This window comes from Pseudoalteromonas sp. SA25 (assembly GCF_011378705.1).
Taxonomy (GTDB): domain Bacteria; phylum Pseudomonadota; class Gammaproteobacteria; order Enterobacterales; family Alteromonadaceae; genus Pseudoalteromonas; species Pseudoalteromonas arctica.
On record NZ_WTKV01000030.1, the window covers coordinates 35,832 to 60,008 of the forward strand.

At 38.6% G+C, this 24,177-nt stretch carries 21 protein-coding genes and 2 rRNA genes; 8 read left to right on the plus strand and 15 right to left on the minus strand.

Annotated elements, in window-relative coordinates; all coding sequences use genetic code 11:
* Positions 1–23: 23 nt before the first annotated feature.
* The 3 genes from GQR45_RS19205 to GQR45_RS19215 all read right to left on the minus strand — a co-directional run bounded on the left by GQR45_RS19205 (position 24) and on the right by GQR45_RS19215 (position 2,009).
* A complete protein-coding gene (locus GQR45_RS19205) occupies positions 24–1,034 on the minus strand; it encodes an ArsJ-associated glyceraldehyde-3-phosphate dehydrogenase (protein ID WP_165726788.1) in 1,011 nt (336 codons plus the stop codon).
* A 32-nt stretch (positions 1,035–1,066) separates the two neighbouring features.
* Positions 1,067–1,423, minus strand: a complete 357-nt coding sequence (locus GQR45_RS19210; protein ID WP_024591540.1) for a metalloregulator ArsR/SmtB family transcription factor — start codon at positions 1,421–1,423, stop codon at positions 1,067–1,069.
* 157 nt (positions 1,424–1,580) lie between these two features.
* On the minus strand, positions 1,581–2,009 hold the full coding sequence (locus tag GQR45_RS19215) for an organic hydroperoxide resistance protein (RefSeq protein ID WP_165726789.1): 429 nt from the start codon (positions 2,007–2,009) through the stop codon (positions 1,581–1,583).
* Positions 2,010–2,138: 129 nt separating this feature from the next.
* On the opposite strand from GQR45_RS19215, the gene GQR45_RS19220 reads away from it, so the two are divergent.
* The 3 genes from GQR45_RS19220 to astB all read left to right on the plus strand — a co-directional run bounded on the left by GQR45_RS19220 (position 2,139) and on the right by astB (position 5,708).
* On the plus strand, positions 2,139–2,573 hold the full coding sequence (locus GQR45_RS19220; RefSeq protein ID WP_165726790.1) for a MarR family transcriptional regulator: 435 nt from the start codon (positions 2,139–2,141) through the stop codon (positions 2,571–2,573).
* 45 nt (positions 2,574–2,618) lie between these two features.
* On the plus strand, positions 2,619–3,725 hold the full coding sequence (locus GQR45_RS19225; protein WP_165726791.1) for an L-dopachrome tautomerase-related protein: 1,107 nt from the start codon (positions 2,619–2,621) through the stop codon (positions 3,723–3,725).
* Positions 3,726–4,361: 636 nt separating this feature from the next.
* Positions 4,362–5,708, plus strand: a complete 1,347-nt coding sequence (gene astB, locus GQR45_RS19230; protein ID WP_039486553.1) for an N-succinylarginine dihydrolase — start codon at positions 4,362–4,364, stop codon at positions 5,706–5,708.
* Between the two features lie 99 nt (positions 5,709–5,807).
* Here astB and GQR45_RS19235 read toward each other — a convergent pair whose 3' ends face one another.
* Complete coding sequence (locus tag GQR45_RS19235) at positions 5,808–6,662, minus strand: mechanosensitive ion channel domain-containing protein (protein WP_007586226.1); 855 nt, start codon at positions 6,660–6,662, stop codon at positions 5,808–5,810.
* Between the two features lie 275 nt (positions 6,663–6,937).
* Between GQR45_RS19235 and GQR45_RS19240 the strand changes: the two genes are divergently transcribed.
* Positions 6,938–7,618, plus strand: a complete 681-nt coding sequence (locus GQR45_RS19240; RefSeq protein WP_165726792.1) for an SDR family oxidoreductase — start codon at positions 6,938–6,940, stop codon at positions 7,616–7,618.
* Positions 7,619–7,749: 131 nt separating this feature from the next.
* On the opposite strand, the gene GQR45_RS19245 is transcribed toward GQR45_RS19240, so the two are convergent.
* From GQR45_RS19245 to GQR45_RS19255, 3 genes are all read right to left on the minus strand, one after another.
* Complete coding sequence (locus GQR45_RS19245) at positions 7,750–8,088, minus strand: hypothetical protein (RefSeq protein WP_007586232.1); 339 nt, start codon at positions 8,086–8,088, stop codon at positions 7,750–7,752.
* A gap of 185 nt (positions 8,089–8,273) precedes the next feature.
* On the minus strand, positions 8,274–8,573 hold the full coding sequence (locus tag GQR45_RS19250) for a hypothetical protein (RefSeq protein WP_165726793.1): 300 nt from the start codon (positions 8,571–8,573) through the stop codon (positions 8,274–8,276).
* Between the two features lie 569 nt (positions 8,574–9,142).
* Positions 9,143–9,850: an SDR family oxidoreductase gene (locus GQR45_RS19255; RefSeq protein WP_165726794.1), complete on the minus strand. Its 708-nt coding sequence runs from the start codon at positions 9,848–9,850 to the stop codon at positions 9,143–9,145.
* A gap of 386 nt (positions 9,851–10,236) precedes the next feature.
* Here GQR45_RS19255 and GQR45_RS19260 point away from each other — a divergent pair, with 386 nt between their 5' ends.
* Positions 10,237–11,550 (plus strand): M20/M25/M40 family metallo-hydrolase, encoded by a 1,314-nt coding sequence (locus GQR45_RS19260; protein ID WP_007586240.1) that lies wholly within the window; start codon positions 10,237–10,239, stop codon positions 11,548–11,550.
* Positions 11,551–11,614: 64 nt separating this feature from the next.
* Here GQR45_RS19260 and GQR45_RS19265 read toward each other — a convergent pair whose 3' ends face one another.
* The 5 genes from GQR45_RS19265 to GQR45_RS19285 form a co-directional block, all read right to left on the minus strand.
* Positions 11,615–12,412, minus strand: coding sequence for a response regulator (locus GQR45_RS19265; RefSeq protein ID WP_165726795.1), 798 nt, complete (start codon positions 12,410–12,412; stop codon positions 11,615–11,617).
* 121 nt (positions 12,413–12,533) lie between these two features.
* The gene (locus GQR45_RS19270; protein WP_165726796.1) at positions 12,534–13,250 is read right to left on the minus strand and encodes a Sir2 family NAD-dependent protein deacetylase; all 717 of its coding nucleotides are present in this window, start codon (positions 13,248–13,250) and stop codon (positions 12,534–12,536) included.
* Positions 13,247–14,263 carry a kelch repeat-containing protein gene (locus GQR45_RS19275; RefSeq protein WP_165726797.1) on the minus strand — a complete coding sequence of 339 codons (1,017 nt, stop codon included), beginning with the start codon at positions 14,261–14,263 and terminating at the stop codon, positions 13,247–13,249. Before GQR45_RS19275 ends, GQR45_RS19270 begins: the two co-directional genes overlap by 4 nt.
* Positions 14,264–14,371: 108 nt before the next feature.
* Positions 14,372–14,557, minus strand: coding sequence for an epimerase (locus tag GQR45_RS19280; RefSeq protein WP_010553527.1), 186 nt, complete (start codon positions 14,555–14,557; stop codon positions 14,372–14,374).
* Between the two features lie 147 nt (positions 14,558–14,704).
* A complete protein-coding gene (locus GQR45_RS19285) occupies positions 14,705–15,583 on the minus strand; it encodes a sensor domain-containing diguanylate cyclase (RefSeq protein WP_121955445.1) in 879 nt (292 codons plus the stop codon).
* A gap of 483 nt (positions 15,584–16,066) precedes the next feature.
* On the opposite strand from GQR45_RS19285, the gene GQR45_RS19290 reads away from it, so the two are divergent.
* Genes GQR45_RS19290 through GQR45_RS19300 form a run of 3 tightly spaced genes read left to right on the plus strand, consistent with a single transcriptional unit; the run spans position 16,067 to position 20,690 of the window.
* On the plus strand, positions 16,067–18,127 hold the full coding sequence (locus GQR45_RS19290) for a TonB-dependent receptor (protein WP_165726798.1): 2,061 nt from the start codon (positions 16,067–16,069) through the stop codon (positions 18,125–18,127).
* 9 nt (positions 18,128–18,136) lie between these two features.
* Positions 18,137–18,664, plus strand: a complete 528-nt coding sequence (locus GQR45_RS19295; protein WP_165726799.1) for a YfiR family protein — start codon at positions 18,137–18,139, stop codon at positions 18,662–18,664.
* Positions 18,665–18,668: 4 nt separating this feature from the next.
* Positions 18,669–20,690: an EAL domain-containing protein gene (locus GQR45_RS19300; RefSeq protein WP_165726800.1), complete on the plus strand. Its 2,022-nt coding sequence runs from the start codon at positions 18,669–18,671 to the stop codon at positions 20,688–20,690.
* A 253-nt stretch (positions 20,691–20,943) separates the two neighbouring features.
* Here GQR45_RS19300 and GQR45_RS19305 read toward each other — a convergent pair whose 3' ends face one another.
* From GQR45_RS19305 to GQR45_RS19315, 3 genes are all read right to left on the minus strand, one after another.
* Positions 20,944–21,579, minus strand: a complete 636-nt coding sequence (locus GQR45_RS19305; RefSeq protein WP_165726801.1) for an isoprenylcysteine carboxylmethyltransferase family protein — start codon at positions 21,577–21,579, stop codon at positions 20,944–20,946.
* 940 nt (positions 21,580–22,519) lie between these two features.
* Positions 22,520–22,634, minus strand: a 5S ribosomal RNA gene (gene rrf / locus GQR45_RS19310).
* A gap of 145 nt (positions 22,635–22,779) precedes the next feature.
* Positions 22,780–24,177, minus strand: a 23S ribosomal RNA gene (locus tag GQR45_RS19315); the annotation flags it as partial.

Below are 24,177 nucleotides of genomic sequence, written 5' to 3' on the forward strand. Positions count from 1 at the left end.
AATTTAAACCTTTTTAAACGAGATTAAACCACATCACTTTGTGCAACTTTAAGCATTAGCTCAGCCGTACGATTTGCATAACCCCACTCGTTATCATACCAAGCGTATAATTTAAGCTGAGTATTGTTAATTACCATAGTTGAAAGCGCGTCTATGGTGCAGCTACGTGGATCTGTTTTATAATCTATAGATACAAGCGGTCTTTCTTCGTAGCCTAAAATGTCTTTTAGCTCATTATTTGCAGCATTTTTAAACCAAGTGTTTACTTCATCTTGTGTAACACCGCGCTCAAGCTCAAAAACACAATCGGTAATTGATGCGTTAGTAAGTGGTACGCGCACGGCATGGCCGTTTAATTTACCTTTTAGCTCAGGAAAAATATGCGTAATGGCTGTTGCACTGCCTGTTGTTGTTGGTATTAAACTAGTACCGCATGAACGCGCTCTGCGTAGATCTTTGTGGGGTGCATCTATAATAGTTTGGGTATTAGTAATGTCGTGAATAGTAGTCATTGAGCCGTGCTTAATGCCCACTTTTTCTTGGAGTACTTTTACTATTGGCGCTAAACAGTTAGTTGTGCAAGAAGCCGCAGTAACAATTTTATGCTCACTTGGGTTATATAGGTCATCGTTTACACCCATTACTATATTTAAAATACCGTCTTCTTTCACAGGAGCCGTTACTACAACGCGCTTAACACCTTGCGCTAAATATTGATTTAACAGCTCAGTGGTTTTCATTTTACCGCTGGCCTCTATTACTACATCGCAATCTGACCAATCAGTTTCATTTATGGTTTTGTTATTGGTAACTGCAATCGTGTGTTTACCCACACTAAAGCTATTATCATCACTAGTAACCTGCTGCGCTAAGCGTCCGTGTACTGAGTCAAACTCAATTAAATGTGCGTGTGTTTTAGCATCGCCCGCTACATCATTTACTTTAATAAACTCTATTTCTGGCCAATCAACTGCTGCACGCAGTGTTAAACGTCCCATACGGCCAAAACCGTTAATACCTACTTTAATAGTCATAATTAAATACCTTTAATAAGTTAATTTATTAGTTAGTTACAACAGCTAGCTGCACGTTCAGGGCGATTACCCATAGCGTTTAAGCGCGTTAAATCGTTTTGATAAAATGAAGAGTTAGCAGTAAGCGTTTGCGTTAATACATTTTTAGCCCACTCTGGCAGTGCTTTATTAATACTGTAGTACACCCATTGATTTTGTTTACGGTCGCTTAATAATCCGCATTGTCTTAACTGCGCTAAATGGCGAGATACCTTAGGTTGGCTTAATTTAAGTGCAGCAACAAGCTCGCATACACACAGCTCTTCTTCGTGGCTAATTAGCAGCATTGCTTTTAAACGTGTATCGTCCGCTAGGCATTTATAAAATTGAAGTGGGTTGAATTGTTCCATACTGTCCTCACTGTGCTTATGCATACACAATAAAACAAAATAACAACATATGGAATAGTGAATATACGTTTTATCGTATATTTATGCCTTAAACGCAAAAAAGCACACAACGACTAATTGTCGTTGTGTGCTTTTATAACTTTTCTTTATTTAGTTATTAAATAACTGAAAGCTCTACTTCAATATTGCCACGTGTTGCGTTTGAATATGGGCATACTTGGTGTGCTTTATCTACAAGCGTTTGCGCTGCAGTTTTATCCATATCACCTAGTGATACAGCAAGTTTTACTGCAATACCAAAACCGCCTTCAATAGCACCAATAGACACTTCAGAATTAATATGTGTGTCGCTTGGTAAATCTATTTTTTCGCTACCTGCTACAAATTTAAGTGCGCCAATAAAACATGCTGCATAACCTGCGGCAAATAATTGCTCTGGGTTAGTGCCTTGTCCGTCGTCTCCGCCTAAACCTTTAGGTGTTGATAAATTTACATCTAAACGACCATCATCAGATTTAGCTACGCCTTCACGGCCGCCAGTTGCAGTTGCTTTTGCAGTGTAAGCTACGTTTTGTAATACATTCATAATGAACTCCAAAGTTTTAAAATATCAATCAATTTAGTTTGTGTGCAAAATAATAGATCAAGTAATTAGAGATTGCAAATACTTTGCATGCAAATTAAAATGACATGTATTGAAATGAAGGATAACGTTATGCCGTTTGAGCAATTAAAGTTAAAAAATCAGTTATGTCATCGGTTATATATGGCATCTAACAGCATTGCGCGTGCGTATCGCGAGCCTTTAAACGCGCTAAATTTAACTTACCCGCAATACGTAGTAATGATGGCGCTGTGGGAGCAAGACGAAATAACAATTGCAGAGCTAATAGATAAAACCGCGATAGATGGCGGCGCTATGACCCAAATACTTAAAAAAATGAGCGACAAATCATTACTGGCTGTTATTAAAGATGAGCACGACAAACGCAAACGCCTAGTGCAGCTAACCCAGCATGGCCAATCACTTAAGTTAAAAGCAGCCGATATTCCTAAAAATATTTTATGTAAATTTGATAGTGTAGATGCAACACAAGCGAAACAGTTAGTGCAACTGCTCGATTTAGTAGTAAACGACTTAGCCGATTAGGCTCTTAATTTTTAAACAATAAACGTGTTTTAAAAGGTTTTGAAAATGACTCATATTAAAAAATTACTATTAGCTGCGGCGTGTAGCACGGCACTTTTAGGTAGCAACGCCGTATTTGCTAATACTGCTAATCAAAATGCTGATTTAAAAACAGTCGCGACTTTTGATGCGCAGCACCCACCGGGCAACATTGCTATTACCCCATCGGGCAGAAAGTTTTTATCTGTGCATGGCTTTTTTGGCCAAAAGCAAAAAATTATGGAGCTTTTAAGCGATGGTACAACTAAGCCCTACCCTAATGAAGAATGGGCATACGCGTACAATAACGGTAAAGGTTTTTACGACGTACTTGGCATAAACGTATCAAGCGATGGCGTTTTATGGATGCTCGACACTTCAGGGCCCGATCACGCTGGGCGCTTAGTAGGTTGGGATACAAACAAAGAGCAACTGCATAAAATTATTTATCTGGCTAAACCTACTATTACCGACACCTCGTTTTTAAACGATTTGGTCATCGATAATAAGCATGGCGTTGTATACATTGCCGACACAGCCCAAGGCAGCCAAGCTGCTATTATTACGGTAAACCTTAAAACAGGTGTCGCACGCAGAGTATTACAAAATAGCCATTACACCACAGCCGAAAATATCGATATGGTTATTGATGGGCGTACAATGAGCCTTGGCGGACAACCTGCCCGTTTAGGTGTTAACCCTATTACGCTTGACCCTAACGAAGACTGGCTTTACTTTGGCTCTATGTCGGGCACGTCGGTTTATCGCATTGCCACCAGCGATATAAATAACGAGAGCCTCTGGGCTAAAGCACTTGAAGACAAAGTTACGCGTTACGGCACTAAGCCAATTTCAGACGGTATTATTGTTGATGGCGGCGGTAACGTATATGTAACCGACATAACCAATGGCGCAATTGGCGTAGTTAAACCCACTGGCGACTACGAAGTATTATTTAAAGACAAACGCTTAAGCTGGCCTGATGGGTTTAGCTACGGAGCGGATCATAAAATATACTTTACCGTTGACGATTTACATAACTCGCCTGTACTTAATAATGGCAAAAATCAAAGTCACGGTAAGTTTAAAGTAATGTCGTTCGAGCCTTTAGTAAAAGGAAAAGTAGGCCGCTAATTTACTTTTTAAGTGACTGTATTTTTTAAAAAGCCTTGCACATTTAAGTGACCTAATAGTTGCAGGGTTTTTTGTTAAAAACACACCACGTTGGTGCATCTTTTAGTAATACTTCACCTCTTTGGTGCTAATCCTTAAGTATGTATTTACACTTAAATACTAAACACCTGATTTCTATTCATAAAATATTCAAGTTAATGTTGGCATACTTCTTCCTATAAACTGATGTGTTCAGTGAAAATACCAAGGAAAAACCATGTTCAATTTATACCATACCCTTTACCTTTTATGGCGTTTAGACATTAGCGTTTGGCAAGTTAATGATCCAACAAATACCCGCACTACCGCTGATAAAGAACGCGCCTATGTTAAGTAGCATCGTATTGTGTAAAGGCTTGGCATAAAGCTTAAATGTATAAACCTACTTTAGGCTAAGCTTTTGCACACTATGAAATTTATGAATAAACCTTATTTAATTACTTATTAGCCACCTGATATAAAAACGAAGCTCCCTGCAAAAAATCACACATATAAAAACATCGAAAAATTAGTAAAAACACTGCGTTTATAACTTTGCAAGCAACCCTATTGCGTTGTATTGTTGCACCCTATTGAAAATTTTTAGTTGGAACGTGTATGCACGCTTTGGAAGTTAATTTTGATGGCTTAGTTGGCCCTACTCACAACTACGCTGGTTTATCGTATGGTAATGTTGCCTCGTTAAATAACGCAGCAAGCTTTTCAAATCCTCAAGAGGCAGTGCTTCAAGGCCTTGAAAAAATGAAAGCCATGCACGACAAAGGCCTAACTCAAGGTGTATTTGCACCTCATGCGCGCCCCGACTTAAACGTACTGCGCCGCTTAGGCTTTACCGGTAACGATGCACAAGTAATTCATAAAGCATTTAAAGCAGATCCTATTTTATTACGCGCGTGTTATTCAGCGTCAGCAATGTGGACAGCCAATGCCGCTACGGTATCGCCATCTCCAGATACAACCGATGGCAAAGTACATTTTACTTCAGCTAATTTAAATAATAAGTTTCATCGTTCATTAGAGCCTGCAACCACTACACGCTTATTAAAAGCGATGTTTAACAACGACAAATACTTTGCGCACCATACCCATTTACCAGACCAAGGCTTTTTTGGCGACGAAGGTGCAGCAAACCATACTCGTTTTTGTGACAGCCACGGCGAGCAAGGCCTTGAAATGTTTGTATTTGGTGCCAGCGCGTTTAACAGCCAATTACCAAAACCAGCTAAATTTCCTGCAAGGCAAACACTTGAAGCCTCAGAAGCAATTTGCCGTTTACATAACTTAAAAGATTCAAGCCAAATTTTACTACAGCAAAATCCAGACGTAATAGACCAAGGCGTTTTTCATAACGATGTAATTGCAGTAGGTAACGCCAACGTATTACTGTGCCACCAGCAAGCATTTTTAAACCAAGCTTTGGCACTTCAAGATATTCGCGAAGCGTATGTGGGCAATAAAGAATTTTACATTATTGAAGTACCTACCGATAAAGTAAGCATTACCGACGCTGTAAGTAGTTACTTATTTAATAGCCAGCTTGTGAGCCTTGAAGATGGTTCAATGCTGTTAGTTGCACCACAAGAATGTAAACGCAACGTCGCGGTTAACGCCTACATTGAAGAAATGATTATGGCTGATAACCCCGTAAACCAAGTACAGTTTTTTGATTTACGCCAAAGTATGCAAAATGGCGGTGGCCCTGCTTGCTTGCGTTTACGTGTAGCCCTTAACGAGCAAGAACTTGCTGCAGTAAACCCAGAGGTTATTTTAACTGATACTAAATACACACAACTGTGTGACTGGGCAAAACGTAACTACCGCGACAAATTAGGCGCAAGTGACTTTGCAGACTCAGCCCTACTCACCGAAAGCTACCAAGCACTTGATGAGCTCACACAACTACTTAATTTAGGCTCAGTGTACGACTTTCAACTAGAAGGTTAATACCTCAGTTAACACAAAGGCTAATACTACGGCTAATATAAAAATAGCGAGCCAAGGCTCGCTATTTTTATTTGTGCTTATGTTTATGTTAATACATATTTAAGCATCTTTGTTAACAGTTATTGCCGACGCCATAGACTCAGATATATGCAGCGTACGCTGCGGAAATGGAATACTCAGCCCAGCGCCTTCAATAGCTTCTTTAACACGCTTATTTAAATCCCACACGGTTTGCCAATAATCACCATTAACAGCCCACGCACGTAACTGAATGTTTACTGCGCTTTCGCCTATTGATGTCACCATTACTTTAGGTGCAGGCTCTGCGAGTAATCGGCTCTCTGATGCGGCTAATTCTTTAAGTACATTTAAGCCAACGTCAATAGAGTCGGCATACGAAATACCCACCACTATATCCATTCGTCTTTTGCCATTACGGGTAAAGTTTTTAATATTGCCACCCCATACTTTGCCGTTAGGCGATGCTATATAAAGACCGTCGGTGGTTTTAAAAATAGTGGTAAACAAGTTTATTTCACTCACAGTACCAAGCGTGCCGCTGGCATCAACAAAGTCGCCTATTTTAAAAGGCCTGAGTATTAGCAGCATAATACCCGCAGCAATATTGCTCAGCGTATTTTTAAGGGCTAAACCAATCGCTAAACCAGCAGCACCCATTAGCGCAATTAAACTGGCCGTGTTTACGCCAAAAATATCTAAAATAAATAGACCCCCAATTATATAAACTAAATAACCAGCAATACTCGATAAAAGAGGAAGCAGCGTACTATCCACTCTTTTTAACGGGGATTTAGAGTTTTTAATCGCTTTTTTAACCGAGCGTGCAATTAAGGCACTCGCAACTAAAATCACCAACGCTAAAATCACCTTGTAACCTAAAGTGATGATTGTTTCTGAATGGCTTTGCCAAAACGCTAAGAGTTTATCTTTCATGTTTGTTCCGATAAATATTGCTGAAACTCAGCAAAATAATGGTTAAATCTAATAAAAACCGACTTCAAAAGAAGTGGCGCGAGTATATAGAATAAAAAATTTAAACCTACCTTTTTTAATCACTTATTCCAATTTTAATAACGGCCTAAAAACCATGGTTATTAGAATATAAAACACCGCCATTTATGGCTAATTTATAGCGACTATTCAATGTAGGTTAATCGTTTATTGGTATGGTGATTTTAAGTTTTTAACGTTCATTAAAGAGGTCATCTATGGCAAAAGAAAAAATAGTACTCATAACCGGCGCTTCAAGTGGCATTGGCGAAGCAACCGCAAAAACCCTTGTTAACAACGGCCATAAAGTAATACTCACCGCTAGACGCGAAGATAAGTTAACTGAGTTAGTTGAGTCGCTAGGCTCAAATAACGCACTGAGCGTAGCTGCAGATGCAACCGACTTTACCGCGCTTGAAAACGTAGTTACCAAAGGCATTGAAAAGTTTGGCCGATTAGATGTAGCCTTTGCTAACGCGGGTATGGGTGTTTCAACCGCTGGCACCGAAAAAGGTGATCCCGATGAGTGGTCAACTATGATCGACATAAATATTAAAGCCCTACTGTGGACTGCAAAATTAACACTGCCGCATTTACGCCAAAACAAAGGTCACTTTATATTAACCAGCTCTGCCGCTGGCCGTAAGCCAATTGGAGGCTCTATTTACGGGGCAACTAAATGGTTTGCTTATGGCTTTGGACAAAACTTAGCTGAGGAAATGAGCCAGTGGAACGGACGCTGCACAACCATAGCACCAGGGATGGTAAACACCCCGTTTTTTGATGAAGCTAAACCCGACAAACTCGACCCGCAAGATGTAGCCGACGCGGTATTGTTTGCTATTGAAGCAAACCAGCGCAACAGCGTACGCGAGATTTATTTAATGCCGACTAATTAACGTTGATTGGTTGAGTTCGGGCTGTCAGGTTTAATGCTAATGGTGTTAAACCTGATGGTTATTAGTACTTAGTTTGGGTTAGGTGTTAGTAGGTAAGAATGAATTAAAGGTATTACGCATTTAAAGTCTTATTAATTGCCAATGCTGCCCTTAAACCATATGTAAGCAAAATATAAGACAACGGCAATATATCCAAAAGAAATAATTAGATTTACTTTCCAAAGGTTTAGCCAAAAATTGCCTCTGAAATAAGTGCGTTCTCTTACTTCATGGTTGAACAATGCTACTGAAGAGGGCACTAATATTAACGCAGACCAACCAAGTATAGGTAACACCATAAACATAATGCCTATGCCTGTACCTCCTGCTGAAGCGTCGGATGCTTCACCATCAATTGGGGCTAGCATCACGTAGCCTAAAATAAACCCAACAATCGCAAGTATAAAACCTAAAAGCTGAAATGTTCTCATTATTATCCTTGGCAACTAACGAGACTGTAAAATAACTCCAACAGCCAAATTCAATTAAAAAATGAGCACCTTTAATTAACCCTAAGCGTTTTTAAAGCATTACAAGATTTAGGTTGGGTGTCACTGTAATTCACGCTGGAGCATAACCAACTGTTTTTTGTCCTTATTGGATCGTCTTGTTATGTTTACTGATCCACCGATTCCTCAGTTACAACTAATTCGTGTTGCCCAGGAATTAAACTACTAAGCACAAGGGCAGCAAACACCACTAAAACAAACAACAAAGGGCTATAAAGGATAGAACTTTCCTTGATTGGATAAAAGAAAGCAGTTGATGCACCTACAATTCCTGCGATATAACCATGCCTTGTAGTGAACTCATGTATTGAGCCACAATTTACACAACGGTATTTAGTCCATTTAAAGGCTGTTAAAAACCAACTAAGTGATATTTTCTTAGAACAACTTCTACATTGAGGAAACATGGGAAAGACTCCTTTCTTAATTTGTAAACATAACAATTTAGTCTACGACATTTGTCGTTTTACAAACCGACAAATGTCTTTATATTACAATGATTTTATCCTAGCTATAAAATAAACAACTGTAAACAGTTAGTTAGATTCGCCTTACCTTTTCTAAATGTAGCAAAACCCCAAAATGGTGGAGATCAGTAATATAAGACATATTGCTATGTTGTAATAATGGCTGCTTAGTTAACAGGTTATATTTTAAATATCTGTGTTTAAACCAATAATGCGTACACCCCATGGTCCTTAAACTTGTAACTCGTTATTACTTATAAAATTAGTTAAAAATCACAATCTACTTCTATTGAATCCTGTGTATTTTTACTTCATGTTAAATACTCTTATTTCTCACTTACATACCTAGAGCGCTGCATGAATGGGTTATGGATCTTAAACCGCGTTAACACCCTACGATGAATTGACGTATTTAATAGCCTTAAAACGAAGAGGCTCAGCAGTTTTAAAATTTGCAATTAATAGCTGACTTTACTAGTTATCCACCTCATAGCGTGTTGTTATATTTATTAGAACGGTAACTCATCACCATTAAAACTATAAAGCTTTCCCGTATTATCAATAGATAAATTCAGAATAACGTTCATAACTCCAAGAGCCGAATCTACAACATTTTCACTTGCTGTAGAGCCACCCATATCGGTTTGAACCCAACCGGGGTGAACAGCTACCACAGCCACATTATCATTAACAAGTTCTTGTGATAAGTTCACTACTAGCATATTGGCTGCTGCTTTAGACATTCGATAACCATACCAATCCACACTTTGTTCTAGCGACAAAGATCCCATAGCAGAAGAAATAACGGCTATCTTACATAAGCGTTTTTTATTTATTAAAGGTAAAAAGCAATGAGTTAAATATAGTGGTCCAAGTGAATTTACCTTAAAACACATTTCAGCATTAGCATAATTAATAGTATGGATACTTGTGTTTTCTCGATCCAAATATCCCGCATTATTTACTATTAAATCTAATTTAATATTTTCCTCATTAAGTTTACTTGCCAACGTCTTAATTTTTTCAGGGCAAGTGATATCCATTAGTTCAATAGACAATTTATTTGGAAACTTATCTTTCAATGAAACTAGAGCAACCGCCGTTTCTAGATTTCTACAGGTAGTAATTACTGTCCATCCATTTATAAGGTATTGTTTGGCTAATTCGAAACCGATTCCCCTATTAGCACCCGTTATTAATACAACTAAGTTATTCATTGTTTATACCTATAAATCTTACAATTTAGTCTACGACATTTGTCACCTAAAAATGACAAATGTTCTTATATTACAATGGTTTTACCCTAGCTATAAAATAAGTATTTGTAAACAGTTAGTTCAGTCTCAACTTTTCTAAATGTAGCAAAAATCCAAAATGGTGGAGGTCAGTAATATCAGGCAAATTGCTGTTTAGTTGCACAGGTTGATTATTAGTTAAGTGGTTATATTTAAATACCTGTGTTTAAACCAATAACGCGTTCACCCTTAAACTTGTAACTCGTTATTGTTTATAAAATTAGTTAAAAATCACAATCTACTCCTATTGAATCCTCTGTATTTTTACTTCATATTAAATACTCTTATTTCTCACTTATTATGCTGTTATGTCATTTTTAAAATTTAGCCATGCACTTATCCTCACACTCGCTAGTACCTTACCGCTTACAAGCCATGCTGCGCTTGATAAAAATGAGCGTGAAATAGTAAAACAGGTCGATAAAAACATTCCCCAAGCACTGCAAGAAATAGAGCAAGCTGTAAATATTAATAGCGGGTCGCTTAATATTGAAGGTGTAAAAAAAGTAGGTGCGCTGACAAGCGAGCAGCTTAAAGCCATTGGTTTTAAAGTAGAATGGCTGGATGGCAGTGCGTTTAACCGCGCAGGGCATGTATTAGCAACCCATGAGAGTGAAAATCCCGATGCAATAAAAATACTGATGATCGGCCATCTAGATACGGTATTTGCCAAAAACGATGACTTTACTACCTATAAAAAGCTTGATGCCAATACAGCCAGTGGTCCAGGCGTTGCCGATATGAAAGGCGGTAACACGATAATAATTACCGCTCTTAAAAGCTTACAAGCCCTTAACTTACTCGAAAATGTAAGCATAAAAGTATTACTTACTGGCGATGAAGAAAGCAGCGGTCGCCCGCTTAGCTTATCTAAACAAGCTATTGTTGATGCAGCAATTTGGGCTGACGTAGCGCTTGGCTATGAAAATGGCGATAACAATATAAAAACAGCTATGGCGGCGCGCCGTGGTTATACCGGTTGGACGCTAAATGTAACGGCAAATGCAGCGCATTCGTCACAAATATTTAGCGAAAGCGTTGGTTATGGCGCTATTTACGAAGCATCACGCATTTTAAATGATTTTAGAGAGCAACTTGCCACGCAACCTAATTTAACATTTAACCCAGGGCTTATTGTAGGTGGTACAAATGCCGACTACGACAGTGCTAATTCGTCAGCAACGGCGTTTGGTAAAAGTAATGTAATAGCACAAACCGTGCATGTAGCAGGTGATTTACGCGCACTATCGCCAAAGCAATTCGAAAACGCAAAAAGATCAATGCAACTCATTGCTAGCAACAGTTTAAATGGCAGTAAAGCAGAGCTTATTTTTGAAGACGGTTACCCGCCAATGGCATTAACTGATGGCAATAAAAAGCTATTAGAATTATACAGCGACGCAAGCCACGATTTAGGCTTCAACAAAGTAGTAGCCGCCAACCCTCGCAACGCAGGTGCAGCTGATATTTCGTTTGCGGCAAACCATGTTGATATGGCACTTGATGGTTTAGGTTTGATGGGCAGCGGCGCGCATACTAAAAACGAAACAGCCGATTTAACCAGCCTTGATAAAAACATTAAAAAAACTGCATTACTCATTTATAGATTAGGAAAACTGTAATAGTAAATGTATTTTAAAGATGAGCGTAGGCCAAATAATAACCGTCCTACGCTTGTACTTACTTTTAAGACATTATTTTAAACAATAATTCTCGCACTGTGGCCGGTTCAAACGGTTTATCACAAATAGCATCAACTCCCGCTTGAGCTATATTTGCTAGGTGCGTTTCGTTTGCCTCTGAGCTCACCATTAAAATAGGAATATGTGAGTAACTATTTGAGCTTCTAACGGTTTCTGTTAGTTCTCGTCCGTCCATTTCTGGCATATTGTAGTCGGTTACAATTAAGTCAAACGATTGGTTGTTTAAGTGCTCAATAGCTTCTTTACCGTTTTCAGCTTCTACCGGGGCAGGTATTCCCATACCCGCAAGAACACGAATAATGTGTTTACGCGCAAAGCGGCTGTCGTCTACCACTAAAACTCGCAGCAGCGTTACGTCAAAATGATCAAGTTCTACTTCTTCTTCGCTTATAATATCGAGGGTTGCTTTGAGTGCGCGGGTAATGGCTTTTGCGCTAAAAGGCTTAGGCAAAATAGCTAGGACACCCGATTGGCGTAATTGCTCAAGGTATTTTTTATTACGCTCGCTCGATATAAGCATAAAAGGTTGATGCTCGGTGATAAGGTTTGATCTTATTTCTTGCAATAGTGAGTCGGCTGTCCCGTCAGATAAATACATAGAGCTTATAACTAGATCAGGGTGATAACTTGCCAATAAGCTAAGCGCTTGTGTTTGTGTAGATGCAGTTTCAACTTGTTTTACACCACTTTCTAAAAGCGATTTTATTATTATTTTTTGCTGAACCTCTGAAGGCTCTACAAGTAAAATGGACAAGTTTGCTATTGCAGTTAAGTCGCTCATTCAGATCTCTTTAATATTGTTATAATCAGGATAATAATAACATTTTTGACTCGTTAATATTATATAAAGAGATTGTAATATTTAAGAAAACATTATCAATCCCTTTAAAATATAGCACTTATTAATTAGATTGAATGTAATCTAATGCATTCATTTTTTTATATGTGACGTTAGCGTGCAAAATATGTGCAGGCTCAGGGTCAACCACTTCAACAGGAATGTCGTAATTTCGGGCTATTTCAATTGCCATTTGCGTAATATTAACGCTAAACGAGGTGCCCATAAATACAATTTTATCGGCGTTGAGCATACGCTGTTGTGCTTGTGTTATTCTGTAAAGCTCGGTGTAATATTCGTCAAATAATAAAACAAAGGGCTTAAATGAATGGTTTAGCACAGGCGTTTGGTCTTGAATATTAAATAGCTCAAAAAGAGACTCTTGCAGGCGGCTTTCTTCTACACTATCCCACGGGGTGGCAAGTGGCGTGGCTGGCTCACCTTGCTCATGAAATAAGGTCATTTGATCAAGCCTGCCGTGTATCGCTATGTAATTTTTGTTACCCGCTTTGCCATCAAGCCCATCTATGTTTTGAGTAATTAGGTTTTTGTCACTTAGCCAATGGTGTACGTCGTTTGGGCCATGGTTACGATACGTTGCAAAGCGATGGTAATACCATGCTAAAAACTCTTTTGGGGCGTTTTGGTACATTGCGCGTGTTGCCATTTCCATAGGCGTATAATTTTTACTGCCAATGGTCCAATAGCCATCCTCCCCTCTAAAGGTGGGAATACCACTGGCAGCGCTGACTCCCGCTCCGGTAATGTAAAGGGTATTCACTTTGGCGCCTCGTAACCGAGTACGTTAGCGCTTACTTGCTGACTGTTATCAATGCCGCCAATTCGATATAAAACCCCACTGTGCTCAAGTAAACCACGATGATCCATGCTCTTTACTTCAACTGGGGATAAAATCTGCCATTCGTTTTTTTCGATACTAAAGCGCCAAATATGGTCACTTGCAGGTGCAGGTTTGCCGTCGTAACCTATTGCGCTGTAGTTGTATGGGTTATTAGAGCCTGCCATCATATAAATATTGCCATTATAGCTGGTGGCTGCCATTCGGTAGTGAGCAGTGCCCGTTGGATGTGGCAAGGTACGCCAATCTATTTTTTGTGGGTTAGTTGAATCTATTGTGCCTTTTAAGCACTGTGCTACACCTGCAAACGAGCGACGCGAATCAGGATTAGCTTGTGTTTTAACGCCATCACAAATAACAATGGTGTTAGCACTAATAGCAGCGGCTTGGCCAAATACAGGCTCACCTAAAAATGGCGAGGCTTGTTGCCATGTATTATTTTGCGTGTCGTATACTTGCACTAAGTTTACGTTGCCGTCGTTATGCCAACCGCTAATTAGATAAATGTAACGCGCTTTGTAGCTCAGCGCTACGCTATCGTCTACGGGTACTGGCATACTCGCAAGATGAGTGTAGGTATCTTTTATTACGTCGTACCTATATACGTCGGGGCTTGAAACTTCAGTATGATCCTCTGCTACCGTATAGCCGCCAAACACATAAGCGTACTCGCCTAAGCCGACTGCGGTGCTTGCTAAGCGCCCTTTTAATGGCAAGCTTGAAGGCACACCAGTTTTAGTTTGCCACTGTGAATCGCCAACTTTAAGCACCCACACTTTATTATGCACTGACGAGTATTGTTTATCGCGCCCCAGCCCCATAAAGCTTAAAAAGTAAGGCTGATTTTTAACAATAACTTTAGCCACAGCATTATTTGCAACAGGCTCTGGTAAAGCGGGAAGGCTTGCTAACGCAAGAGAAAAAAGAAGGCTCATAAGGCAAATAATTTAATAAGAATTAATACGCTCAGATTAAATTATTTTAGCCTTATGAGCCAGTATTGTTATATCTAAATAATCAAACGCTTTTGATTAGTAACCATATTAGTAGGCAATACTAATATGCTGATTTACGTACGCTGCATTTTGCGCTTCATCAACCATTGCGCTTGCATAATCAGTGACCAATATATTGCTTTCGCCTGCATCATTAGTAAAAAACGTATTACTGCCGATACGGTAATTGTCTTCATTATCACCCAGACATAACTTGTGCAGTTTATTTATCAAGGAACTACCTACAAACTGCTGTAAGAGCATTTATAGATTTTTTAGCGCAGCACTGGAAACCGATATTAAAAAATATGTCAGCAAGTAAGGCATTGTAGTTAAGGACGCTGTGACTATTGTTTAACCTAAGGTGATAGTTCAGCTTAGTTATTGAGGTAAATAGGTTACGTTATCTAAGCCTCGTTGTTTATTTTTGTACATAGCTTGATCAGCATACTTTATGAGTTCGTGATCTGTTTGGCCGTGCTCGGGGTAGTTTGCAATTCCTATACTGGGTGAAATATTTAGTAGTACGTCATCTAACTTAAAGACGGCTTTAAACTCAGTGAGGACTTTATTTTTTATTCTGACGGTTTCGTGGCTAGAACTTAAGTTATCTAAAATAATTAAAAATTCGTCTCCGCCTAAACGCCCTACTGTGTCGTAATGCCTTACTGACGCTGAAAGCCTTTTTGCTATAGCGCATAAAAGCTTATCGCCAATTTCATGTCCGTGAGTATCGTTTACTGCTTTAAAGCCATTTATGTCTATAAACAGTAAAGAAAAAAACGTGTTGTCTCTGGTTGCACTAATAATTACTTTTTCTAATCGATTCATTAATAAAGAACGATTTGGTAGGCCGGTTAACACATCGTGCCGTGCCATATAATGGAGTTGATCTTCCATTACTTTACGTTCAGTTATATCGTGCGCGACAGCGATTCTTACTTGATGTTGCTCTGACCAACGAACAGACCATAATATATGAACTACTTGACCATCTTTTCTCATCCAACGGTTTTCAAAGCGAGGGTTCACCATTTCGCCAGACAACAGCGAAGTTACGGCATTATGCGTTTTATAATGATCACCTTCGTAAACATAGTTAATCATTTTTTTGCCTACAACTTCGTCGGCCGTATAACCAAAAATTTGCTCAAATGCTGCGCTTACAAAAACAAATGTGCCTTGTTTATCTACCACGCATACCGCATCAAGCATTAAATCGAGTACTTCTTCTACATTAATTAATTCATTTTTTTTCATACTTTGGTGCCTTCAAAGCAAAACCAAGCGAATTTAAGTATTCTATATACCTTTAATAAAAGCAAAGGTAATTGAAACTACAATAATAGTTAATACAAAGTTAGATTAATCGTGCACGTATAATTAATATCGCCCTTGTAAAAGCATAAAATGCAAAGTTAAATAATCAATAAGCGTAAAATACTTTGAAGTCCTTCAAAAATAGACTAAATTTTAAATAGTATATAATAATATAACTCTCAGTAACTTCTATTTTTTGACTCTTTAATAAATGTAATTGTATAAAATGTATCTACTTTATTTTTTAAATTTTACTGTTTTATTGGCCTAAGTTAAATTTTTTAACTACTACAAAATTAGTTGTTTTGATTTAATCGCATTTATACTTTTACGCTGTTAATGTATGTTAATATTGTGTGATATCACATGTATTACAAAAACAGTCATTGTTTTTGATTTTTTGATTGCGCAGGAGACTTTTGGGTGAAAATATCACAACGTTTATTTTGGCCATTACTTTTTGTGTGCCCTCTTGTAACGGCTGAGCCGTTTGAAGATGAAGACCTCGATCTTGATGCTTTAATGGGTATGGATGTGCAAGCGACTTCTGCGATGAAAAGAGCACAATCAGCATTTGATACCGCTTCATCTATTTATGTATTAAGTAAAGAACAAATTACTAAATCTGGTGCTACATCAGTACCTGAAGCACTAAAAATGGTGCCGGGTTTAATTGTCCGTCAGCTCGATAACAATCAATGGGCTATTTCCTCAAGAGGCATTGCCTCTCGCTTTTCAAGCAAATTATTGGTTATGATTGACGGACAAAGCTTATATACCCCAAAGTTTGCCGCTGTTTATTGGGAAACACTCAACGTTCCTTTGTACGATATTGAACGTATTGAAGTTATACGCGGACAAGGCGGATTACTTTGGGGAAGTAACGCAAATAATGGCGTTATTAATATCATTACTAAAAATAGTATTGATACTCGCGGTGGATACGCAAGTGTAACAACTGGTAATCAAATAAATGTTGATGCTAATCTTCGCTACGGTGGTGATATAAGTAACATAGGCAGCTACCGTGTGTATGGGCACTTAAAAGATGCTAATGAATCAAAAAAAGGGATCTCACTCGCTCCTAACGACACAACCAAGCAAAATTCTTTAGGTTTTAGAGCTGACTTTACCCCTAATGATGAGTGGTCTGCGCTACTTCAGGGTGATGTAACTCATTCCACACTTGGCCAAAACTACCGAGGTGTTGTTGATGAAACCAACGAAAACATTTCATTTTCAGATGATTTAAAGCGAACAGACTCGCGCATAATGGCGCGCCTTGAAAACAGAATGTCGCCAGATGCCAATCAAATGCTACAAATTTCTTGGCTTAAACAAAATGGCTCTCAAAATTATATTAAAGAAGACTTTGAATCGATAGATATTGATTATCAAATGAACTTTATATATCAATCTCTACAGTTAGATTGGGGGTTGAACTACCGATACAATTCTATATCTTTCGCAGAAAGTGTATTTTTAGATAGCGATAAAAACTTTGATAGCCTCAAACAATATGGTGCACTTGTTCAAGCTCAATATAATGTGACTCCTGACACTCTCGACTTTATTATTGGTACTAAGCTTGATCATAACGATTTAACTGGCTGGGAAAATCAACCATCAGCAAGACTTATATACAAACCAGTAGATAACCATCTTACTTGGGGCGCAATATCGCGAAGTGTGCGTACACCAACATTAATTGAGTTTAACGATAATTTTAAAGTTAATGGTACAGAAATTAAAGATCTTACCGGTTTAAGTTCAGGCTTTGACCAAATAGACGACTACCGAATTGCAACCTACCTAAATGGTAATGATAAAGTTAAATCAGAAAACTATCTATCTTATGAATTAGGTTACCGTTTTACTGCTAACGATTGGTCATTAGATCTTTCTACTTATTATACCGATGCTAAAAACGTAGCGGTTATTGATATGAATACACATGCTGAACAATTCACTCCTATACTTGATTTATTTCTAGCAGGGAGAATTCCAGAAGTATTTCAAGCACTAAGAATGACTCGTATAGATTTAGACTTTGCATCTGTAGCAGACACAACCACTAAAGGGTTCGACTTAGTAGTATCATGGCAACCAATTGATAATCTCAATACTGAGTTTGGTTACAGTTACACCGACTATAACTACGATTTACCTCCTAGAGTAGAGCCCGCTATCGGGTATGACTCTAAAAACAGGCAGTTATTTGCAAAAGCCGATTATACATTCTCAACTGACCATAACGTATTTGCGACATTGCGAGCAGTAAACTCAAATGCATATAATACTGATAATTACACAACGTTAGATATTAGTTGGAATTGGCAGGCTACTCCGGTGTGGTCTACTGCAGTTTCGGGTAAAAACCTATTTTCAGGTTCACATATTGAGTACAGTAATACGCGCGAAACCTATACATTACCAAACTATATTGATGAATGTATTACGTTTACAATTTCAGCAAATTTCTAAGCTAATTAGATGATTAAATTAAGAAGTCTAATTCACAGAAGCTTAATAGCCTTGGTACTTTTAAGTACCAGCGTTGACGCTGTTGAAAAAGAATACATGCTAAAAGCAGGCTTCTTATATAACTTTGCACGTTTTGGACACTGGGACTCTCATTTAGAACCCCTTGATCAATTTACTATTTGTAGCCCTGATAAATACTTTATTGATGTGGCTAACACCGCTCTAAAAAATCGCACTATAAAAAAATTACCTTTACATAATAAATTAGTCACTATTGATGAAGTCACAACATCTGCGTGTAGCATGCTATTTATCACCTCAGATACATTTGCTCAGTGGCAAAACATAACTCCTTTAGATCTAAAAAATATTATGGTCATTGGTGAAACAGACTCATTTATTGAAAATGGCGGCCATATCAGGTTCTTTCTTTCCAGTGGTAAAATTCGCTTTGAAATTGCACCACAACAGCTTAAAGATGCAGGCATTACTATGAGTTCAAAAGTACTACGACTTGCACGCGTTGTAGATAGGTAATGCAATGAAAAAACTATTTGCATTAAATACAATGAGCAAAAAATTATTATTCATCTTAATGAGTGTCGCACTTGTATCAACCGCTACAGTAACCATTGTATTTAGTGCTTATGAAATCACCAGCGCTAAAGAAGAACAAATAGAAAGCCTGGGGTCGCTGTCTAAAATGCTTTCACCCAATATAACTACTGCACTTATGTTTAATGATATAGATGCAGTACAAGAGCTTATAAACCCAATACTTATACGCTCAGATGTTATTAGTATAATGGTAACGAGTATGACTGGTGAACAACTTGTTATTGCTCAAGCCGAAAATGAAGAAATAGAACAAAGCATTGAGGTTAATACCCCCCTTCAGCTCGATATGCATGATTATGGCATATTAAAAATACGCGCTAACAACAGTTACATTCAAGACAGAATCACTTTTTACTTTAAATTTATAATGATTTTGATGGTCTTTACCTTTGCTATCAGCCTCATTTTATCCCTTTTGCTAAGGCGCCGCTTTTTAAACCCTATTTTATATTTAGCACAAACAGCAAATAAAATAACAACATCACATGATTATAGCTTACGCGCTAAACAACTATCACAAGATGAAGTCGGACAGTTAACTTCTTGTTTTAACGATATGCTATACAACATTGAGCAAAGAGAAAGCTCATTAGAAAACCAAGTTAGGCTTCGTACTAATGAACTTGAAAATGCAAATATTCAGTTGCAACAATATGCTTACCAAGACGGGTTAACTGATTTACCGAACAGACGGTATTTTTACGAAAAACTACAAAGCTTAGTAAGTGTTAAAGGAATGAAATTCGCACTTATATTTATAGATTTAGATGGTTTTAAAGAAGTAAACGACAGCCTTGGGCATGACTACGGTGATTTATTATTACACCAAGTAGCAACGAGGCTGCAAAGCTGTATAACAACAAAAGATACAGTAGCACGCTTAGGTGGAGACGAATTTACATTAATTTTAGAGGGGGTAAGTAGCCCAGATGAAGCATCAAAAATTGCCAAAGCTGTAAAAAGTAGTTTAATGCAGAGCATTAAAATAAAAAAAGAAACAGTCTATGTTACCGCAAGCATAGGTTTAACGTTTTTCCCTGCTGATGGTTTAACAGTAGAAGAGCTCGTTAGACGTGCTGATCAAGCGATGTATTTATCTAAAAATAAAGGGCGGAATCGCTATGAGTTTTTCTCCTATGCTATCGAAGAAAAAGCCACAGAAAAGCGTCGCCTGATAGAAGAGATACGCACTGCAATTGTAAAAAAACAATTTGAATTATATTACCAACCTATATTTTCAATTGATGGAAAATCAGTACCAAAAGCTGAAGCCCTTATTCGTTGGAACCACCCTGAACGAGGCCTAATAGGCCCCAATGAATTTATACCTGTTGCTGAAAAAAATGGATTAATAAACGACATAGGCCAATGGGTAAAATCTCAAGCAATTCAAGATACCGTCCAATTCAATGTTTTAAGTGAAAAGACAATTCAAGTCAGTGTAAATACATCACCTCTTGAAATTGACCGCGCTGGTTGCTGGGTGGATGAATGGATTGTTGCAAGTAAAAAGTACCAACTACCCGCCAACACTATTTTAATTGAAGTCACTGAAAATACCTTAATGGATCCAGATTCGTCAATACAGCGACAATTAAAACGCTTAAGCACTATTAATATAGACATAGCGATTGACGACTTTGGTGTTGGTTATTCTTCTTTGGCGTATTTACAGCGCTTAGATATAGATATTTTAAAAATAGATCGCTCATTTATAAGCGATATTGAATCAAACGATAATAGTATTGCTCTCGTGAAGGCTATTATCACTATGGCTCACAACCTAGATGTAATGGTGGTAGCGGAAGGTGTTGAAACACAAAAACAGTATGATCTATTAAAGCAGCTTGCTTGCGATTATATTCAAGGCTACATTTTTTCAAAGGCAATTTCTAAAAAAGAATTTATGAAAAAGTATATAATACCAATCCGCAATAATACTTAATCATTTTGCGGGGCTAAATGTGTCGCTACCTGTGTTAAAAAATTCTCATTTAGAACAACTAAATAGCAAATTTTTTGCCTAGCTATCAACACGTTTTTCCATCCTCAAAATAGATCACTTAATTAAGCAAATTGGTATAAAACAAAAAGAAGTGATCTGATTTATGTCCATCTTGCTGGATTTTAGCAATTCAACACAGAACACTTCTTTACTCTTGCGTTAAAATTTCATGTATTTAAAGCTTAATCCCAAGCTATAACCAGCGAGGGACTAGTTGCTTATACTCTTTATATTGTGTTGAAAAGCGATGAGCTAAATGAGCTTCTTCAACTAACGTCTGTCTATATATAGCTATAAAACCAATAACCAAACAGGTCAAACTAAATATACTAGGTAAGGCTAAAAAGAAACCCACCTGTGCAGCTACAACACCTAAATACATCGGATTCCTAGAGTATTCATATAGTCCTGATGTTTTAAGCTCATGCGGTCCCTTAGGATCAATTCCTGAACGCCAAAGTGCTGCCATATGAAAATGTACAAACATCGTCAAAATAAAACCTGCACTCAATAAAATATCGCCAAATAATACACCTGGCCAGCCATTGAGAATTGGAAATAGCCCAAGGTAGCTATCTAACTCAGGTACAAACACTCTAATTACACATACAAACCAAATAGCAGCCCTGAAAAACTTAAAAACCATATGGTTCCACCAACTAGTACAAAACTTATCTCCGGGATAAATAACGCCTAATGGTGTGTCTCTATTTTTATAAATAATTCTAAATGTATAAAACCCCGCAACAAAAGTATAAAAAACAGCTAAGTAAATACGTGTAAATTCAACTAGCGAAGTAGAGTCATCTAAAAATGTTTCATAGGGCATCTAGTTACAGCTCACAATCATTATTGGTAGTAATTTTAAAACAACTAACTCAATAAATTTTAGTTATAAGGTCATGAAATTATATTAGTATTCATTGCCTTCATAAACAAGTTAAGTCAGAGGTTTGTTAACGAGTAATCATTAACTCATACCATTAATTTAAAATAACTTTGATTTATGAGGATCCCATACTTTTTATATAATACCAATCTGCTTATATATTTGAATTGATATTATTCACTCATATTTTTACATTCTATATATGCAAAAAAACGACTATTTCGGTTAGGACTTTCTTTAATTTGAAGCTTTGTACAGTGCAATAGTGCCCTCAGCGTTAGGAAGTCACAGTGAAAGACTACACTCGCATCGGCGATGTCACTTTAACTCGTTAAATTAAGTTGATTATTCATTGAGAGACGCTTCGCTCTAGAGGAATACTTGAATCACTTTTCTAAAAATGTAAAAAGCCCAGCTCGTTAGGTTTGGGAGCTCTACAACTTAATGCTTGTGTGATGTCATGATATCTTCAGCGGTGGAGAATCATAGTGAAAATGCTGCGCACTCATCGTAGAGCGTAGGTTTTTATAATTTTAGCAGCAGGAGTCGCTTTGCTCGCCCGCCCTGCGTGTTGATGTGAGTGTGTGTTAATTGCGCGCATTTCACTTTTCTGCAGACGTAAAAAAAGCCAGACTCTTTCGATTAGGACTCTCTATAATTTGAAGTCGGTGCGCTACGCAGTAGAAAGTCACGTAGCAAATGCTAATTTATTGGCCGACTGAGATATTGAGGGTTTTGTTGTGATTTTAACGTCAGGAGTCACGACGCTTGCCCGCCCTACTTGATGGTGTAGATGTGTGTATATTAATTGCGCGCATTTCACTTTTCTGCAGACGTAAAAAAGCCCGAATCATTAGATCCGGGCTTTCTACAATTTGAAGCCTGGTAATGTCCTACTTTCACATAGCAAATGCTACACTATCATCGGCGCTGTTTCGTTTCACTACTGAGTTCGGCATGGAATCAGGTGGGTCCAAAACGCTATTGTCACCAAGCAAATTTGGGCGTTAATCCGTATTACTACGCACTAACTGAATTTGGAAAATATCTGATAATATTTTTTAAGTCTTTCTAAGTAATATCTACTTTAGTCATATTAACTTCTGTCTAAACTGTCGCATAAAACGCGTTTGGCGTTGTATGGTTAAGCCTCACGGGTAATTAGTACAAGTTAGCTTAATGGCTCACACCACTTCCACATCTTGCCTATCAACGTTGTAGTCTTCAACGGCCCTTCAGAGACTTTAAAAGTCTAGTGAGAACTCATCTCGAGGCCTGCTTCGCGCTTAGATGCTTTCAGCGCTTATCAGTTCCGAACGTAGCTACCGGGCAATGCCATTGGCATGACAACCCGAACACCAGCGGTTCGTTCACTCCGGTCCTCTCGTACTAGGAGCAACCCCTCTCAATTCTCAAACGCCCACGGCAGATAGGGACCGAACTGTCTCACGACGTTCTAAACCCAGCTCGCGTACCACTTTAAATGGCGAACAGCCATACCCTTGGGACCGACTTCAGCCCCAGGATGTGATGAGCCGACATCGAGGTGCCAAACACCGCCGTCGATATGAACTCTTGGGCGGTATCAGCCTGTTATCCCCGGAGTACCTTTTATCCGTTGAGCGATGGCCCTTCCATTCAGAACCACCGGATCACTATGACCTACTTTCGTACCTGCTCGACGTGTCTGTCTCGCAGTTAAGCTGGCTTCTACCATTACACTAACCGTACGATGTCCGACCGTACTTAGCCAACCTTCGTGCTCCTCCGTTACTCTTTAGGAGGAGACCGCCCCAGTCAAACTACCCACCAGGCACTGTCCGTAACCCCGATTCAGGGGCCAACGTTAGAACATCAAAACTACAAGGGTGGTATTTCAAGGTTGACTCCACAACAACTAGCGTCGCTGCTTCAAAGTCTCCCACCTATCCTACACATGTAGGTTCAATGTTCAGTGCCAAGCTGTAGTAAAGGTTCACGGGGTCTTTCCGTCTAGCCGCGGGTACACAGCATCTTCACTGCGATTTCAATTTCACTGAGTCTCGGGTGGAGACAGCGTGGCCATGGTTACACCATTCGTGCAGGTCGGAACTTACCCGACAAGGAATTTCGCTACCTTAGGACCGTTATAGTTACGGCCGCCGTTTACCGGGGCTTCGATCAAGAGCTTCTCCCTAAGGATAACCCCATCAATTAACCTTCCGGCACCGGGCAGGTGTCACACCGTATACGTCATCTTGCGATTTTGCACAGTGCTGTGTTTTTAATAAACAGTCCCAGCCACCTGGTCACTGCGGCTCCCGTCCGCTTAGAGAGCAAGTCTCATCACAGATAGGAGCGTACCTTCTCCCGAAGTTACGGTACGATTTTGCCTAGTTCCTTCACCCGAGTTCTCTCAAGCGCCTTAGTATTCTCTACCTGACCACCTGTGTCGGTTTGGGGTACGATTCCATATAATCTGAAGCTTAGAGGCTTTTCCTGGAAGTATGGCATCAGCAACTTCATCACCGTAGTGACTCGTCTCGTGTCTCAGGTTTA